The 16,561-nt window shown below is 54.5% G+C and carries 11 protein-coding genes; 4 read left to right on the top strand and 7 right to left on the bottom strand.

The window, feature by feature from the left end; all coding sequences use genetic code 11:
- The first annotated feature begins 231 nt into the window (after nucleotides 1-231).
- From pncB to PZBJ_RS01980, 4 genes are all read left to right on the top strand, one after another.
- Nucleotides 232-1,452, top strand: a complete 1,221-nt coding sequence (gene pncB / locus PZBJ_RS01965; RefSeq protein ID WP_101760941.1) for a nicotinate phosphoribosyltransferase — start codon at nucleotides 232-234, stop codon at nucleotides 1,450-1,452.
- A gap of 152 nt (nucleotides 1,453-1,604) precedes the next feature.
- Nucleotides 1,605-3,005: an asparagine--tRNA ligase gene (asnS, locus tag PZBJ_RS01970; protein ID WP_101760942.1), complete on the top strand. Its 1,401-nt coding sequence runs from the start codon at nucleotides 1,605-1,607 to the stop codon at nucleotides 3,003-3,005.
- A gap of 299 nt (nucleotides 3,006-3,304) precedes the next feature.
- Nucleotides 3,305-4,405 carry a porin OmpC gene (ompC, locus tag PZBJ_RS01975; protein WP_101760943.1) on the top strand — a complete coding sequence of 367 codons (1,101 nt, stop codon included), beginning with the start codon at nucleotides 3,305-3,307 and terminating at the stop codon, nucleotides 4,403-4,405.
- Between the two features lie 199 nt (nucleotides 4,406-4,604).
- On the top strand, nucleotides 4,605-5,795 hold the full coding sequence (locus PZBJ_RS01980; RefSeq protein WP_101760944.1) for an amino acid aminotransferase: 1,191 nt from the start codon (nucleotides 4,605-4,607) through the stop codon (nucleotides 5,793-5,795).
- Between the two features lie 45 nt (nucleotides 5,796-5,840).
- Here the strand turns inward: PZBJ_RS01980 and PZBJ_RS01985 are convergent, their stop codons facing one another.
- From PZBJ_RS01985 to cmoM, 7 genes are all read right to left on the bottom strand, one after another.
- Complete coding sequence (locus PZBJ_RS01985) at nucleotides 5,841-6,473, bottom strand: MBL fold metallo-hydrolase (protein ID WP_101760945.1); 633 nt, start codon at nucleotides 6,471-6,473, stop codon at nucleotides 5,841-5,843.
- A 36-nt stretch (nucleotides 6,474-6,509) separates the two neighbouring features.
- Complete coding sequence (gene mepK, locus PZBJ_RS01990; protein WP_101760946.1) at nucleotides 6,510-7,061, bottom strand: peptidoglycan L,D-endopeptidase MepK; 552 nt, start codon at nucleotides 7,059-7,061, stop codon at nucleotides 6,510-6,512.
- Between the two features lie 187 nt (nucleotides 7,062-7,248).
- Nucleotides 7,249-9,078, bottom strand: coding sequence for a L,D-transpeptidase (gene ldtD / locus PZBJ_RS01995; RefSeq protein ID WP_101760947.1), 1,830 nt, complete (start codon nucleotides 9,076-9,078; stop codon nucleotides 7,249-7,251).
- Nucleotides 9,079-9,234: 156 nt separating this feature from the next.
- On the bottom strand, nucleotides 9,235-13,701 hold the full coding sequence (mukB, locus tag PZBJ_RS02000; protein WP_101760948.1) for a chromosome partition protein MukB: 4,467 nt from the start codon (nucleotides 13,699-13,701) through the stop codon (nucleotides 9,235-9,237).
- The gene (gene mukE, locus PZBJ_RS02005) at nucleotides 13,698-14,432 is read right to left on the bottom strand and encodes a chromosome partition protein MukE (RefSeq protein WP_101760949.1); all 735 of its coding nucleotides are present in this window, start codon (nucleotides 14,430-14,432) and stop codon (nucleotides 13,698-13,700) included. Before mukE ends, mukB begins: the two co-directional genes overlap by 4 nt.
- Nucleotides 14,413-15,735 carry a chromosome partition protein MukF gene (gene mukF, locus PZBJ_RS02010; protein ID WP_007887410.1) on the bottom strand — a complete coding sequence of 441 codons (1,323 nt, stop codon included), beginning with the start codon at nucleotides 15,733-15,735 and terminating at the stop codon, nucleotides 14,413-14,415. Before mukF ends, mukE begins: the two co-directional genes overlap by 20 nt.
- Nucleotides 15,732-16,517, bottom strand: coding sequence for a tRNA uridine 5-oxyacetic acid(34) methyltransferase CmoM (cmoM, locus tag PZBJ_RS02015; protein ID WP_101760950.1), 786 nt, complete (start codon nucleotides 16,515-16,517; stop codon nucleotides 15,732-15,734). The genes mukF and cmoM overlap by 4 nt, the downstream gene beginning before the upstream one ends.
- Nucleotides 16,518-16,561: the final 44 nt, after the last annotated feature.

A 16,561-nucleotide genomic window follows, 5' to 3' on the forward strand; every position in this document is an offset into this window, starting at 1 on the left:
TTCTCGCATCGTTATTCGTTAATATGTTGACCCGTCAAAGTCTAAGCGGGTTGTGCCTCGGTTGCCACGGTCTATGCGTGCGTTCGTTGAAAAGGCTACAATTCATTAACAATGGCACAAATGACCCTCGACCTGCCACCCGCAATTATGGTGTGATCGCGGTCATTACTGTTTTATACTCCTGCGTCTTTATGACTTTGTTGAACACCGGGCTCTGCTCCGCGGAAGAGGATGCTGAAACGCACCATGACTGGACATGCTTCCCCGATTTTGACCACGCTGCTTGATACCGATGCGTATAAGCTTCACATGCAGCAGGCCGTCTATCATCGCTATTATGATGTCCCGGTTACGGCGGAATTTCGCTGCCGTGGCGACGAACTGCTCGGTATTTATGCGGACGAGATCCGCGCACAAATTGAAACCCTGCAAACGCTCGCCCTGAGCGACGATGAGTATCACCACCTCAGCGGGCTGCCTTTCTTCCAACGCGATTACCTTGACTGGCTGCGCCAGTTCCGCCTCGATCCCTCACAAGTCAACGTGCGTAACAACAACGGCCATCTGACCATTCAGATCAGCGGGCCGTGGCGTGAAGTGATTTTGTGGGAAGTGCCGTTGCTGGCGCTGATCAGTGAGGTGGTGCATCGCCACCGCACGCCGCAGATGGGTGTGGATCAGGCGGTTGCGCACTTGCAGCATAAGCTTACGAATTTCCGTCAGCAGGTCGGCGATTGGGATATGTCGCGCTTCCAGCTAATGGATTTCGGCACGCGGCGCCGCTACTCCAAAGCGGTACAGGAAGCGATCGTCGCTACGCTTAAAGCGGAGTTTCCGTGGCTGGTGGGCACCAGCAACTACGATTTGGCGCGCCGCCTGCAGCTTAATCCGGTGGGTACGCAAGCGCATGAATGGTTCCAGGCACACCAGCAAATCAGCCCGGTATTGGCGAACAGCCAACGTGCGGCGCTGCAATCCTGGCTGGATGAGTATGACGATCAGTTAGGCATCGCTTTAACCGACTGCATCACCATGGATGCTTTCCTGCGCGACTTTGGCCCGGGCTTTGCGCATCGTTATCAAGGCCTGCGCCATGACTCCGGCGATCCGCTGGAATGGGGTGAAAAAGCCATTGCGCACTATCAGCGGCTGGATATCGATCCCAAAAGCAAAACGCTGGTGTTCTCGGATAACCTCAATCTGGACAAAGCGCTAGCGCTCTATCGCCACTTTGGCCAACGTGCCAACGTGGTGTTCGGTATCGGAACACGCTTGTCCTGCGATATTCCGGGCGTTACGCCGCTGAATATCGTGATCAAACTGGTGAGCTGCAATGGCAAACCGGTGGCAAAACTCTCCGACAGCCCCGGCAAAACCATTTGCCAGGATAAAGCCTTCGTGCGCGCCTTACGCAAAGCCTTCGATCTGCCGCTGGTCAAAAGAGCCAGCTGATTCTTATATCAGGGCGCTTGCGCCCTGCTCTCACGCAACAAATCTCCTGTTTACCCGGCAATTTTGCTTGTTTCCTGTGGGCTCGCAAGTAACATAGCAAAACCCTGAATAAGGGCTTTTATCCACCTTCTTTTATATATAGAGAGAACTTTATGAGCGTTGTGCCTGTAGCGGATGTACTGCACGGCCGTGTCGCGGTTGACAGTGAAGTCACCGTACGTGGTTGGGTGCGTACCCGAAGAGATTCCAAAGCTGGTCTTTCCTTTATCGCCGTTTACGACGGTTCCTGCTTTAATCCCGTTCAGGCCGTCGTCAATAACTCTCTGAATAATTATCAGGATGAAGTGCTGCGTCTAACCACCGGTTGCTCGGTAATCATTACCGGTAAAGTGGTCGAATCGCCGGGCGAAGGCCAGGCTTTCGAGCTGCAGGCGACTAACGTTGAAGTTACTGGCTGGGTTGACGATCCGGATACCTATCCGATGGCGGCGAAACGTCACAGCATCGAATATTTGCGAGAAGTGGCGCATCTACGTCCGCGTACCAACCTTGTAGGCGCCGTGGCGCGCGTGCGTCATACGCTGGCGCAGGCGCTGCATCGCTTCTTCCACGAAAACGGTTATTTCTGGGTTTCTACTCCGCTGATCACCGCTTCGGATACCGAAGGTGCCGGCGAGATGTTCCGCGTTTCGACGCTGGACCTGGAAAACCTGCCGCGCGATCCGCAGGGCAAAATCGATTTCGATAAAGACTTCTTCGGTAAAGAAGCCTTCCTGACCGTATCGGGCCAGCTCAACGCCGAAACTTACGCCTGTGCGCTGTCTAAGGTGTATACCTTTGGTCCCACTTTCCGCGCCGAAAACTCCAACACCAGCCGTCACCTGGCGGAATTCTGGATGCTGGAGCCGGAAGTGGCGTTCGCGACGCTGGATGATGCGGCCGCATTGGCAGAATCCATGCTGAAATATGTGTTCCAGGCTGTGCTGAACGAGCGCGCCGACGACATGGCGTTCTTTGCTGAGCGTGTAGACAAGGATGCGGTTGCGCGTCTGGAGCGCTTCGTACAGACCGACTTTGCTCAGGTGGATTACACCGATGCGGTTGAAATCCTGCTGAAAAGCGGCCAGAGCTTCGAGAACCCGGTATCCTGGGGCGTGGATCTCTCATCCGAACACGAGCGTTATCTCGCCGAGCAGCACTTCAAGGCGCCGGTGGTAGTGAAAAACTACCCGAAAGACATTAAAGCCTTCTATATGCGCATGAACGAAGATGGCAAAACCGTAGCGGCGATGGATGTTCTCGCGCCAGGCATCGGCGAAATCATCGGGGGTTCACAGCGTGAAGAGCGTCTGGATGTGCTGGATGCACGTCTGGCAGAAATGGGACTCAATAAAGAAGATTATTGGTGGTATCGTGACCTGCGCCGTTACGGCACCGTGCCACATGCCGGCTTTGGATTAGGTTTCGAACGATTAATCGCCTATGTCACCGGCGTACAAAATGTAAGGGATGTTATCCCCTTCCCACGTACCCCTCGCAACGCGAATTTCTAAATTTAGCGATTAATTATAAGTAATTCATATATATAAAGAGGTCGGCCTAGCCGGCCTTTTTTTATTTTTGTAAATTTAGAGTTCTCTCACAAAGTTCCCGAATTTTTACAAATTGTCATACAATTTTTCCTTTTGATACTTAATTGCGAGATTTGAATCATCTTCGGGCTAGAATTAGCAACCCTGTGATGGAAAGATGCGTGCAGACACAGGAGACATCAAACTTCTTTCAAGGTTCTGTAAAGATTTCTTGGCAGCAGTGGCAGATGTCCAAATAACTCCAATGAGGGTAATAAAAAATGATGAAGCGCAACATTCTTGCAGTGGTTATCCCTGCTCTGTTAGCTGCCGGCGCAGCAAACGCAGCAGAAATTTATAACAAAGACGGCAACAAACTGGACCTGTACGGTAAAGTTGATGCGCGTCATACTTTCTCTGATAACGCTGGCGATGATGGTGACCAAACTTATGTGCGTTTCGGTTTCAAAGGCGAAACTCAGATTACTGACCAACTGACCGGTTATGGCCAGTGGGAATACAACGTTCAGGCAAACGTTGCAGAATCTCAGGGCACCAGCGGTTCTAAAACTCGTCTGGGCTTTGCAGGTCTGAAATTTGGCGATGCAGGTTCATTCGACTACGGTCGTAACTACGGCGTTATCTATGACGCAATGTCTTACACCGACCAATTGCCGGTATTTGGTGATGACACCATGTACCAGGAAAATGACAACTTCATGATCGGTCGTTCTAACGGCCTGGCTACTTACCGTAACAGCAACTTCTTCGGCTTGGTTGATGGCCTGAGCTTCGCTGCACAGTATCAAGGCAAAAACGAAGGTCGTGACGTACTGCATGACAACGGCGACGGCTGGGGTACTTCTGTAGCTTATGACACCGGCATGGGTGTTAGCGTTGTAGGTTCATACGCTTCTTCTGACCGTACCGATCAGCAAGCACTGGACGGCAATGGCGATAAAGCTGACGCATACGGCTTCGGTCTGAAATATGATGCTAACAACGTCTACCTGGCAGCGTTCTACGGTGAAGCACGTAACACTACTGCTTACGGTAACACTGCTCGTCAGACTGCTAACAAAACTCAGAACTTTGAAGTGGTTGCACAGTACCAGTTCGACTTCGGTCTGCGTCCATCCATCGCTTACCTGCAGTCAAAAGGTAAGCAGCTGAACGGTAACACCGCTAACGGTGCAACCTTCGCTGGTGGCGATGCTGACCTGGTTAAATACATCGAAGTGGGTACCTACTACTACTTCAACAAAAACATGTCTACCTATGTTGACTACAAAATCAACCTGCTGGATGACAACGATTACACCCGCGCTCAGGGCGTGAGCACCGACGACGTTGTTGGCGTTGGCCTGGTTTACCAGTTCTAATCACCTGATTAGATTTGCGTAATACCTAAAAACGGAGCCTTCGGGCTCCGTTTTGCATTTCAGTGATCGGCTTCGCAATTAGCTTTTCTACTTTATCTCACCGACATATTTCTTTTTTATATCAGCGGTTGGCAAGCGTGCCGACTGACGTTAACCTGATAGCTCATTTCGCTAAAGTTCACCTAAACGGAACTGACTCATGTTTGAATCGATCTCTGCCGCACCCGCCGATCCTATTCTGGGACTGGCTGACCTTTTTCGTGCCGATGACCGGCCGAATAAAATCAATCTTGGCATTGGTGTTTATAAAGATGAAACCGGTAAAACGCCGGTCCTCACCAGTGTTAAAAAAGCTGAGCAGTATTTGCTGGAAAATGAAACCACCAAGAACTACCTGAGCATTGATGGTCTGGCGGATTTCGCAAGATGCACGCAGGAGTTGCTGTTCGGCAAAGAGAGCGCGCTGATTTCTGCGGGTCGCGCATGCACCGCACAAACGCCAGGCGGCACCGGCGCCCTGCGCGTAGCGGCAGATTTTCTGGCAAACCAGACCAGCGTCAAGCGCGTTTGGGTGAGCAACCCAAGCTGGCCGAACCATAACAATGTGTTCAACGCTGCTGGCCTTGAAGTGTGTGATTACGATTATTACGATGCCGCAAGCCACAGCCTGGATTTCGACGCCATGGTGGCATCGCTGCAGGAAGCCAAAGCAGGCGATGTAGTGCTGTTCCACGGCTGCTGCCACAACCCAACTGGCGTTGATCCGTCTGCAGAGCAATGGCAACAGCTGGCGCAACTTTCGCTAGAGAAAGGATGGCTGCCGCTGTTTGATTTCGCTTATCAAGGCTTTGCTCGCGGTCTGGATGAAGATGCGCAAGGGCTGCGTATTTTTGCCGCATCACATCAGGAACTGATTGTTGCCAGCTCTTACTCGAAGAACTTCGGTTTGTATAATGAGCGTGTAGGTGCACTAACGCTGGTTGCAGCGAGCAGCGACGTAGCGAAAACTGCGTTTAGCCAGGTGAAATACACCATTCGCGCCAACTACTCTAACCCGCCGTCACACGGCGCGGCGGTCGTCGCCGCCATCCTCAGCAATGACGCGCTGCGCACCATCTGGATTCAGGAGCTGGCCGATATGCGTCAGCGCATCCAGCGCATGCGTCAGCTGTTTGTGAACACACTGGCGGAGAAAGGCGCTAATCAAGACTTTAGCTTCATCATCAAGCAGAACGGCATGTTCTCATTCAGCGGCCTGACCAAAGATCAGGTAGTGCGTCTGCGTGAGGAGTTTGGCGTGTATGCGGTGAACTCGGGTCGCGTTAACATGGCAGGCATGACGCCAGATAATATGTCGGCGCTGTGTGAGGCGATTGTCGCAGTTTTATAAATCAGGCGGCAAATAACGACAAATGGGCCAAAAGGGCCCATTTTTTTATTCTTGCAGGAACGGATTGCTGATGCGTTCGCGGCCTAGCGTCGAGATAGGCCCGTGCCCCGGCACGAAAGTCACATCATCGCCTAGCGGCAACAGCTTGGTTTTAATCGCATCGATCAGGTCGCTGTGGCTGCCCTGCGGGAAATCGGTGCGTCCAACGCCACCGTTGAAAATCACATCTCCCGAAATCAGAAGACGCCCAGCCCGATCAAAGAACACGATATGTCCCGGCGTATGGCCCGGACAAAGCAGCACTTCCAGCGTGACATTGCCAACCTGCACAGTTTCACCCTCTTCCAGCCAGCGATCGGGCGTGAGCGGCGCACACTCGGGCAAACCGAACATACGGCTTTGTGTGGGCAGATTATCTAGCCAGAAAGCATCGAGCGGATGCGGACCGACAATGGGCACCTGATAATGTGCCGCTAGCTCGGCAGCGGCACCAACGTGATCAAGATGTCCATGCGTGAGCAGGATCTGCGACGGCGTTAAACCGCGTTCTGCCAGCACGGCTTTGATGGTTTCCGCATCGCCGCCGGGATCGACCAGTGCGGCTTGTTGGGTTTTGTCATCCCATATAACTGAACAGTTTTGGGAAAAAGCCGTAACCGGAATAATTTGGTAATTCATAGCGCTCCATGACCGACACACGCAGCGCTGCCGGTATCAGGACCAGTGCCTTGCGGGCCCGGTATCTATGTGTACGAAGTTGCTGCGCGGGTAATATCCTACACCACCGGCGCGCATAGATAACGCCGCTTTGCGAACATTACTCAACGAAATTCCCTCAATGTGAAAATCCATCGCTTGTCCTTTAGTGTGATAGCTTTTTTTCGCCACGCCCGGGCCCGATTCACGCAGCATGGTGTTGGTGGCTAAGGTGCGGTAACCCGAGATCAACTGCACCGGCTTACGCGTATCCAGCAATGTTTGCAGGCGGTAAAGCTGGTCAAAAAGATGGGGATCGATGGTCTTCACCTGATTGGCGCGGTAATCACGGAAGAAGTGATTTAAGCGGGCTAACTCATCCTTGTCATAACGCTTACCGTTAAAAAACTCCGTTTTAAGGGTTTCACCGGTGTGAAGGTTACTAAGCGTCAATACTCGTGGGCGGGCGGTGGAAAGCGAAGCCAGAGCGGAGCCAGGAAGCAGTGATAATCCTGCTGCTGCGCCTCCAATCAAGAGTAATCGACGACGTTGAGAATCAATATTAGCCATGAAGCGAGGTTACCTAATCTAAAGCGGATAAAATATGTGCGAAAAGTACACAAGGCCGAACATTAACGTCCGCCTAAGACTCAGTCAACCCAGAATATGTTGCAGAAGACCAAAACCAGCTCAAAATCAAATTTTCGAGACTGGTCTTGGTTAAATTCATGTGAAGAGAAAACAGCCAAATCAATTACTAGAGTAACAACTGACCGGCTTTATGCAGTACCTGACTACCGGAACGGGCGGGATTATCATAATTGTAAATATCTGTACGATATTGCGGCTGGCCGTCATCTGCGACCCATGCGGTTAAATAGTAAAGGTTCACAGGAATACGATGGCGAATCGGCACGTAACGGGTATTTCCCTCTTTCAAGGTGTCTGAGATACGGCCGTCGTTCCAGCCCACATCCTGCAACAGCAGATCGGCCAGTTCTGAGGCTTTATTCACGCGCACACAGCCCGAACTGAGCGCACGAATATCGCGCTGGAACAGGTTATGGTTCGGCGTATCGTGCAGATAAATCGCATCCGAACTCGGCATGTTGAATTTGTAGCGACCCAGTGAGTTGGTTGCGCCCGGCGCCTGTCGAATGCGATACGGGAAGCTCGCGGCCGACACCATACGCCAGTCAATCATCGAAGGATCGATCACCTCCGCATCCGCGCTCCAGCCCGACAACAGCGTATAACCGTGCTTATACAGATAAGTCGGATCCTGTTTCACCTTCGGCACAATATCCTGGCGCACCAGCGTGGTTGGCACGTTCCACGGTGGATTGAGCACCACATTATTCAGCGCGCTACGCATCAGCGGCGTTTTGCGGTCAGGACGACCCACAATCACGCGTGATGACAAAATGGTGGCGCCGTTGTTGTAGTAAGTCAGCGAATAGTTTGGGATGTTCACCATGATGCCGTTATGCATATCATCCGGAAGCAGACGCAGGCGCTGTATGTTGAGCGCCAGCAGCGAAGCACGCATCTGCGGCGGCACATTCAGCCATTCACGGGTACGTGGACCAATCGCGCCGTCATCGGCCAATCCCTGCCAGTGCTGGAAGCGTTTAACGCCCTCCACCAGCGCAGCGTCATAGACGTTGGGTCCGGTTGCCGTCGGATTAGCAGCCACATTATTGGCCACTTCAGGCGTCGCAGCGAGTGCCGGAGCCGCATCAATATCATCAAAGTTTGCCGCAGACGGGCTCACCGCCACCGGCTGATTGCTTTGGCTCACCGGAACCGGCGCAGTTGGCACCGCGTCTTCCGCCGGCGTTGGCGTAGTACTATGGCTGGCGGTCAACATGCCGGTGCGTTGCAGAATCTCACGCAGCGCAGGCACATCATTACTGATCTGCCCTGGGCGTAGCGTAACGGTATCACGCAGCTGTGGCCATGGGCGATCGTCGGTGAGTAGCGTTTTCAGCGCATTATGCATCGGCGCATATTGCGGATGCTGCGGTTGCAACGAGACCACAAAAGTCCGGCTGCCGCCGCCGTTCACCGCATTTTGCCACTGATTGATGGCCGCCAGAGATGGCATGGTCAGCTTGTAAGGCACATTGCTGTAAAGCCAGGTTTCGCCCTGCGTCGGCACATTGGCAACAAACTGCAGATAGCCAAGCATCGCATCACTGAGCACGATGTCGCGCGCCAGGCCTTTGATGTTCGGATTGGTCAGACGCTCAACCCAGCGGGTGAATTGCGGCTGCACGCCAGAGAGCGCCACTTCCGCCAATTGCTGTTGGAAAGCCTGCACCGCTTGCGGGTCTTGCCACAGCGGAGCCATATCGCGCGACGCATAAATACCGGCTAAACCGGGCAAATAGAAAGGTTGTTCAGTGGCGCTGAACGCCTGCTGAATCTGCTGCTGGCTGGCAGCAACCGACATCGAACTGTGGTGCGTTGAATTGGGTAGCGTGGAGGTGATGGCCGCATGGCTCACAGCCAGCGGCGATAGTACCAGTGACAAACCGAGTGCTACTGCAGCACGACTCATTTTGCTCTTATTGTTTAGCAACATCCCTGCCCCCTTCTCACCAATGACATAGCGCCCTGTGATCGCCATGTACAGCCATACTCATAATGTTGAGTATACGAATAAAAAACGGCATCTGCCTCTCAGTGCAGATGCCGCATACAGATTAAACGTAGTGCTGTTTTTTAACCAGATTAAGCGCTATGAATTCTCATATTCAAGACCGACCTTAGGACTTTGATCCTTGCTCGGTGCAGGATCTGCCGAGAAGCCGCGCAGCCCAACCACATGCACATGTTCGGTGTTATTGAACATTTTACGCACCAGTTTGTAGGTGGTGCCTTTTTCCGGGCTGATGTTCTCTGGCGCCGCGATGATCAGCTGCATCTCCAGACGTTCGCACAGCTCAAACAGTGTGGCGATCGAACGCGCATCAAGACGTGCCGCTTCATCGAGGAACAGCAGACGACACGGCGAAATATCTTTGCCACGCAGACGACGTGATTCCTCTTCCCAGCTCTGTACCACCATCACCAGAATCGACATCCCGGTACCGATCGCTTCACCGGTAGAGAGCGCCCCACTTTCTGCACGCAGCCAGCCGTCAGTGCCACGGTTCACTTCCACTTCCATCTCAAGATAGTTGCGGTAGTCGAGCAGTTCTTCACCGATGGTTTGCGGCGTGCGCTGGCCCATATCGATCTGCGGATTCAGGCGCTGATAAAGTTTCGCCAGCGCTTCCGAGAAGGTTAATCGGTTGCTGGTAAACAGATCCTGATGCTGTTCATGCTCTTCCGACAGCGTATCCAGCAGCGTTGAGTGCGCTTCACGCACGTTCACGTTGAGGCGCACGCTGCGCACCTGACCAAAGCTTACCGCCTGCAACCCCTGGTTCAACTGGCGAATACGGTTTTGCTCGCGCTGGATGGTTTTACGAATGATGTTCGCCGCACTGCGTGAGCTGATTGCCAGCGTCTGTTCACGCGCCGTCAGCTCTTCGGTCAGACGATTCAGCTCAATCTCCATCTGCTCGATGGCTTCAACCGGATCGTCGGTACGAATGATGTCCTGGCGAATACGTTCGCGCAGATGCTGATACACCGCGATAAAGAACTGAATCTTACGTTCCGGACGTTTCGGATCTTCAGACATACGCAGCACATCGCGCAGATGTTCGTTATCCGCCACCGCCAGACGCAGCGCACCCAGCGCCTTATCCGACATCGAACGCAGCTCATCGCCGCTGAGATAGGCCAGCTCGCGACGATGCAGACGACGCTCAACGCCATTCTCTTTCACCAGACGCAATACCGTGCACCAGCCCGCTTTCGCGCTGACCACCTGCTCACGAATCTGATGATAATCGCGTTCCAGCTTGCGCAGTTTTTTCTGCAGGCTGTCCATTTCGGCTTCACAGAAGGTGATCTGTTTTTCCAGCTGGTTGCGACGCGCACGGTTGTGGCTTAGCGCGCTATACAGCTCATCACGACGAATGCGCGCGCGCTCTTCTGCACTGGCATCGGCATGCACGCCGATATCCTGCATCTCTTGCTGCAACTCTTTAAGCATGTCGCGTTTGGCATCGTATGAACTTTTTAGCGATGCCAGCACCTGCGAATACTGCGTCAGCTGGGCCTGATGTCCACGCAGACGTTCGCGTGCGCGGCTGCGCTCGCCTTCCGCCTGCTCCAGACGCTGACGCAACTGTTCGTTGAGATCGCTGTTGCCACCCAACATGCCAGCCGAACTTTCATAGCTGAAGTGCGCGCGGCGCTGCACCACTTCGGTCAGCGCAAAGGCTTGCTGACGCGCATCACGCTGCTGCTGCTGTGCCTGCTGATAGTCGCGCTGCAGCTGATCGTGCTGCTGCGGATCGCTTTGCAGTACCGCAATCAGCGGCTCCAGCTTGCTGAGTTTGCTGCCGTGCTGATGCAGGAAACGCGCGGCTTCCTGTGCTTCTTCAACGCGCTCGCGGATCTCTTCACAGCGATCGCCAAGCGTGTCGTCGAGCAGCAGATTAACGCGTGGCAAAAGGCGGTTCAGCTGGCTGACGCCCTCTTTTGCCTGCTCAAACTGCGCGCGCTGCTGCTGATTGTCATTTTCATGCTGCGCCAGCGCCCGCTCCAGCTCGCCACGACGGCTGTTAAGCTGACGAATCTGCGCTTCCGGATCTTCGTCAAACGCCACCGCTAAATGGCTGCCGATGAAGCGGCTAAAGGATTGATGCAGACGCTGGGTTTTCTGTACATCAAACGACAGCGTGGCATAACGTTCAGCCAGCTGTTCACGTTCGTTGTTCAGCAACTCAAGCTGGTTTTCACGCGCCGCGCGACCAAACAGCGGCACTTTCGGGAAGCGGGAGTAGCGCCACTGACGCTCAGCCACTTTCACCACCACCGCTTTTTCCAGCTCTTCGACGCTAAATACGCTGTCGTCAAAGGCTTGCGGATCGCCTTCAATCAGATAGAGATCTTCCGGGCACTCGTCTAAACCGTCGAGCAGGTCGCGCACCAGCGACAGATCTGGCACCACGATGGCGTGGCGCGATGGACCGTATAGCGCCGAGAAGTACGGTGCATCATCCAGCGTAACGTCATCATAAATTTCCGACAGCAGCACGCCGCCAAAACGTTCCGCCAGCTGCGTCAGTCGCGCATCTTCCGCACCGCCCGGTTGGCTCAGACGTTCAATCTGCTGTTCAACTTCGCGCTTACGCGCGGCCAGCTCGTCGCGCTCAACCGTGGTTTCACGCTCGCGCTCCAGCAGTTGCTGCATAAATTCGGTGATTTGCTGGCTGCTGGTCAGCTCCTGACCGGTTTGCTCGCTCAGCTGCGTCAGGATTTCCTGCGCCGCCAGCCAGTGTGGCGCACGCGCGGTCAGCGCAGTGATGCGTTTACGCAGCTGCTCCAGCTCCTGACGCATCAACATGCGGCGTTCACCGGCATCGGCAACGCTGCTATTCAGTTGCTCAATCTGCGCTTCGAGTTCACGCTGCAAGCCGTCCAGCGCATCCGCATCGTATTGCTGGCCCTGACGTTTGCAGAAATCCGCCAGCAAACGCTCAGCATCATGCTGCTCACGCAGACGGGTTTCTAATTCATTGAGGCGCAGACGCAGCGAGGAAAGCTGTTCGGCCTGGTGGCGCTGATTGCCAGCGTCGCGCAGTAATTCGCGCCCCACTTGCCACGCATCCTGACGACTGACGTCACCTGCGATGCTGGTAACTAACGCTAACGCTTGCTCAAACTGGCTGTGTGCCGCTTCGGCGACGCTCAGTTTCTGTTCCAGACGCAGCAGGCGCTCGGTGGCTTCTTCTTCACGCGCCTGGAAGGTTTCCTGCCATTCGGCCGCGTTATCGATGGTTAAATCAGGCAGCTGACACTGCGTGCGCGCCTTTTCCAATGCTTGCAAAGCTTGCTGATACTGGATTGCCCGCGTCTGTTGCACGTCGAGCGCCTGCTGGAAATCGGCGAGTTGGCTTTTTAGCTCATCGACTTCCACTTCAGCCGCTTCGGCGCGTGCTTCATTCTCTTCCTGCACTTCGCGCGCTTCGGCAACCACTTCGTTCTGCTCTTCGAGGCGATAGGTCAGCTCTTCCAGATCGGCATCATAACGCTCGATTTTTTCCTGCTGGCGCATGGCGGTTTGCACCAGATTCAGATGGTCGCTAGCGCCCTGATAATCGCTTTCCAGATCGCTCTCAGCACCGCTGTGCTCGGCCAACTCGCGCGCCATTTCAATGTGGCGATACTGCTCGGAAATCAGCTGGTTGCGGCTGGTAAACAGCTCATTACGCAGCTGCAGCGCACCGTCGAGGTGAATACGACGCTCGTTGGCGTGGCGCATGTAGTCGGCGGAAACGTAGTTGGTGGCTTCCGAGATCAGATGCTTAAACAGGTCGCGATCGGATTGGGTGACGCGAATCGCTTCCAGCGTCATGCGGTTTTCCCGCAGCGCGGCTTCCATATCCTGGAAGGCTTTACGCACACCGCCGTTTTCTGGCAGCAGGTAATCGCGCAGTGAACGGGTGATAGCGCTGGAGATACCGCCGTACAGCGAAGCTTCAATCAGGCGATAGAACTTACTGCGATCGCTGGCGTTACGAAGACGACGCGGCACCACACCGAGCTCGAACAGCACCGCATGGTAATCGGTGACCGAGTTGTACTGTTTGAATTGCACGCCTTCCTGCGCTTCCACACGCTCCTTCACTTCCGTCAGCGGCAACACGCGCGCCTGACGGTTATTAAGGATTTCGGTCAGCATATCGGTCGCCTGTGAATCGCTCGGCAAGCCGTGAATACTGAATGGTTTGATATCGACCTTTTTATCGCGTCCCGCCACCTGCTGCAGACGTACACCAACGATCACGCGCTGATGGCGTGAGTTAACCACATCCAGCACCGAATAACAGACGCCGGCGCGTAGCTTGCCGTGCAAACCTTTATCACGCGAACCGGAAGTTGCACCGGCTTCGGTGGTGTTACGGAAGTGCAGCAAGGTTAAGTCGGGGATCATCGCCGTCACGAAGGCGGCCATGGTGGTGGATTTACCCGCACCGTTACCGCCCGAAAGCGTGGTGACCAGTTCATCAAGATCAAAAGTACGGGCAAAGAAGCCGTTCCAGTTGATCAGCGTTAGCGAACGAAATTTACCGCGTTCAATCATGCTTGTTCATCCTCCGCGTTATCACTCGCGTCGCTTTCAGCGTCAATATCGTTATCTGCTTCATCGTTCTCAGTCGCAGCCGGCGCACTTTCCAGCGTCATCGCTTCACCGTCACGTATCAGGCGCAGCTGCGCTTCACGCGCATCGTCACCGCTGCGCACGTCGGCGCCAAAGCGGAACACTGATTCGGTGATGCGGAATTTGCTGCTGTCGTTGCCCATAAACCACACCATGCCGAGACGGCGCAGGCGACTCAGCGACGCGCGCATTTTTTCCTGCAGCTTGGCGCGGTCAAGATCGGAACCGGTGGAACGCTGATTGACCAGCTTGAGCAGTTTGCTCTCATCGGCCAGCGACAGCAGTTCGTCGTACAGCTCTTGCTGGGTAAAAATCCCCTCATTCGCCAGACGTTCCGGGCTGAGATAGAGATAGCAAAGAATTTTGCCCACCATCATATCCAGCTCGGACAACACCGAGCGTGGAATCAAAGTGGTTGAACGCGGACGTAAATAGAAGAAGCCTTCCGGCGCGCGGATCAGCTCAACGTTGTAGCGCGCGTAAAACTCTTCGAGATATTCCTGGTAATCCATTAGGAAGGCGTGATTATCCAGCTCTTCAATGCCAATGTGGCGACCCGCGCGTAACTGGCTATCGAGCGCCGGGAAAATCGGGTTTGCCAGAGCCAATGCCAGTTTGACTGGCATCACTTGTTCAATATTTGTCGATGACATGTGCCTGCACCTTGGCTCCGTAATCATTAATGGCCTGCCATTGCGCAGGCAGACCGGCTAAATCAGCTTCGGCCACGCCGAGTCGCACCGCTTGATCGATGACGATACGCGCCAGATCAAAGTGGCGCGCGCGCGGATACTGCGACAGATAGTCGCGCATCACCGTGGCCAGATGGAGCGGCTTCTGCTCCTGCTTATAAATCTGCAGCGCCTCTTCGATCATCGCGGCCAGCTGCTCGCGAATCTCATTAAACTCTTCGTATTCCATTTCCGGCGGCAGCTCGCCCATCACCTCGTCATTACGCAGCGTCATCTCTTCATCGCGCATATCGTAAAGACGATCGGCATTGGCGTAGGTCAGCGCCCACGGCTGATCGAAATAGTTTTGCACCGACAGGCGTAAACGCTGCGCAAACACGCGGTTCTTATCCATGTCGATGGCGGTACGAATAAACTTGTGTACGTGGCGGTCGTAGCCGATCCACAGATCGATAGCCTGCTGGCCCCAGCTGATGATGCGATCGAGCTTGTTTTGCAGGTCAAACACCAGCTTATCGACAAAGCCCAGATCCGGGCTGCTCAGCGTCGCATCCTGGATGCGCAGCAGGTTGGCCTGCAGCTTATCGCCCGCCGCCTCCAGCGTATCCTGCAGTTCACGCAGCGTACCGGACGTTTCCGACAGCAACATTTCACAGCTGGAGATCGCCGCGCGCCAGTCTTTGTTAAGCAGATCGGCAATATCGGTTTTCACCGCTTGCTGCTGCTCATCCATCAGACGCTGCGTCATGTCGATGCTATCGAAGATTTCCGCCACCGAATATTTCAGCGGCGCAAACACGTTACGATGCCAGTGGAATTCATCACCGTCTTCTTCGGCGGCATCCGCGGCGCGTTTCAACTCCTGCGCCACAATCGACAGCTGCATCGACAGGCGCAGCGTGGAGAACTCGCGCTGGCGGATGTAATAGTCGGTAATGCCGATGGCGAGTGGCGTCAGGCGATAGATGGCGTGCCCTTCCGTCAGCTCGCTGGTAAAGCGGTTCAGCAAGCGCTGACGCACCATGTCGTTAATGGCGTTATTGGCACGGACCTGCACGGTTTCGTGGGTTTGTTCGAATGCTTTGCTAACGTGACGAAACGCGTCAATCAGCTCGCCTTCACTCATCTCGCCGTCCATGCGCTCACCGTTTAAGGTGGCGATGGCCAGCAAAAAGGCCAGACGTTCTACCGGCAGCGCAAGCGAAAAATCGTTCTTGCGCGCCCATGCCACCAATTCGGGGACCGTCTGGGAAAATTCGCTCATAGTTGATCCTTCTGGCTGGGTTTGCGCGCGGTCACGTGGATATAGCGCCCTAAGCTTAAAAAGGGCTCCTGGCGACAGAAACGCCGTTCCATCTCAATGATTTCCTCAACGCTCTTCCCTGCGCCGGGTTGCGGCTTCATGTAATCACAGAAGACGCGAATGCCCGCACGCCGTTCAATTTCAAATCCGCAGTTTGTCAGCCAACGCGTCACATCATCCGGATCGCGCGGGAAATCGGGCGACAGCGTGCGCTTTTTACGTTTGCTCATATTGGCGCGCATATAGCCGAAGTTGCCAAGCGTCAGGGTGCGGAAGGTTAAGCCGTGAGCGTTGTAAAACATCAACGACAGCACGCCGCCGGGCTTGAGCGTGTGCCACAACGCTTGCAGCACCTCTTCCGGATGCGCGACCCATTCCAACACCGCGTGAAACAATACCAGATCAACCTGCGTATCCAAATGTTCGCCCACCTGCTGGGCGCTAATTTGTTTGAATTGCATGTTGTGGCTCACACCCGCGGCAAGCGCATGGGCTTCCGCCAGCTTCAGCATCTCAGCAGAGAGATCGCACAGCACAACCTGATGACCGCGCGCCGCCAGGCCGCTTGAGACTTGTCCCACGCCGCCGCCGGCATCCAGCACCTTCAAGGATCCGGCAGGCAATGTCGGTAACAGAGCTTCCAGTTCGTCCCAGACAATCGCCTGGCGCACTTGCCCTTTGCGCGTGCCATAAATGTTCTGTGAGAATTTGTCCGCCAGATCGTCAAAGTTACGATCCTGCATGATGATGGCTCCGCTTTGCTGCATTCAACTTGTGCTATTTTGTC

The organism is Pantoea endophytica, assembly GCF_002858935.1.
GTDB lineage: Bacteria > Pseudomonadota > Gammaproteobacteria > Enterobacterales > Enterobacteriaceae > Pantoea > Pantoea leporis.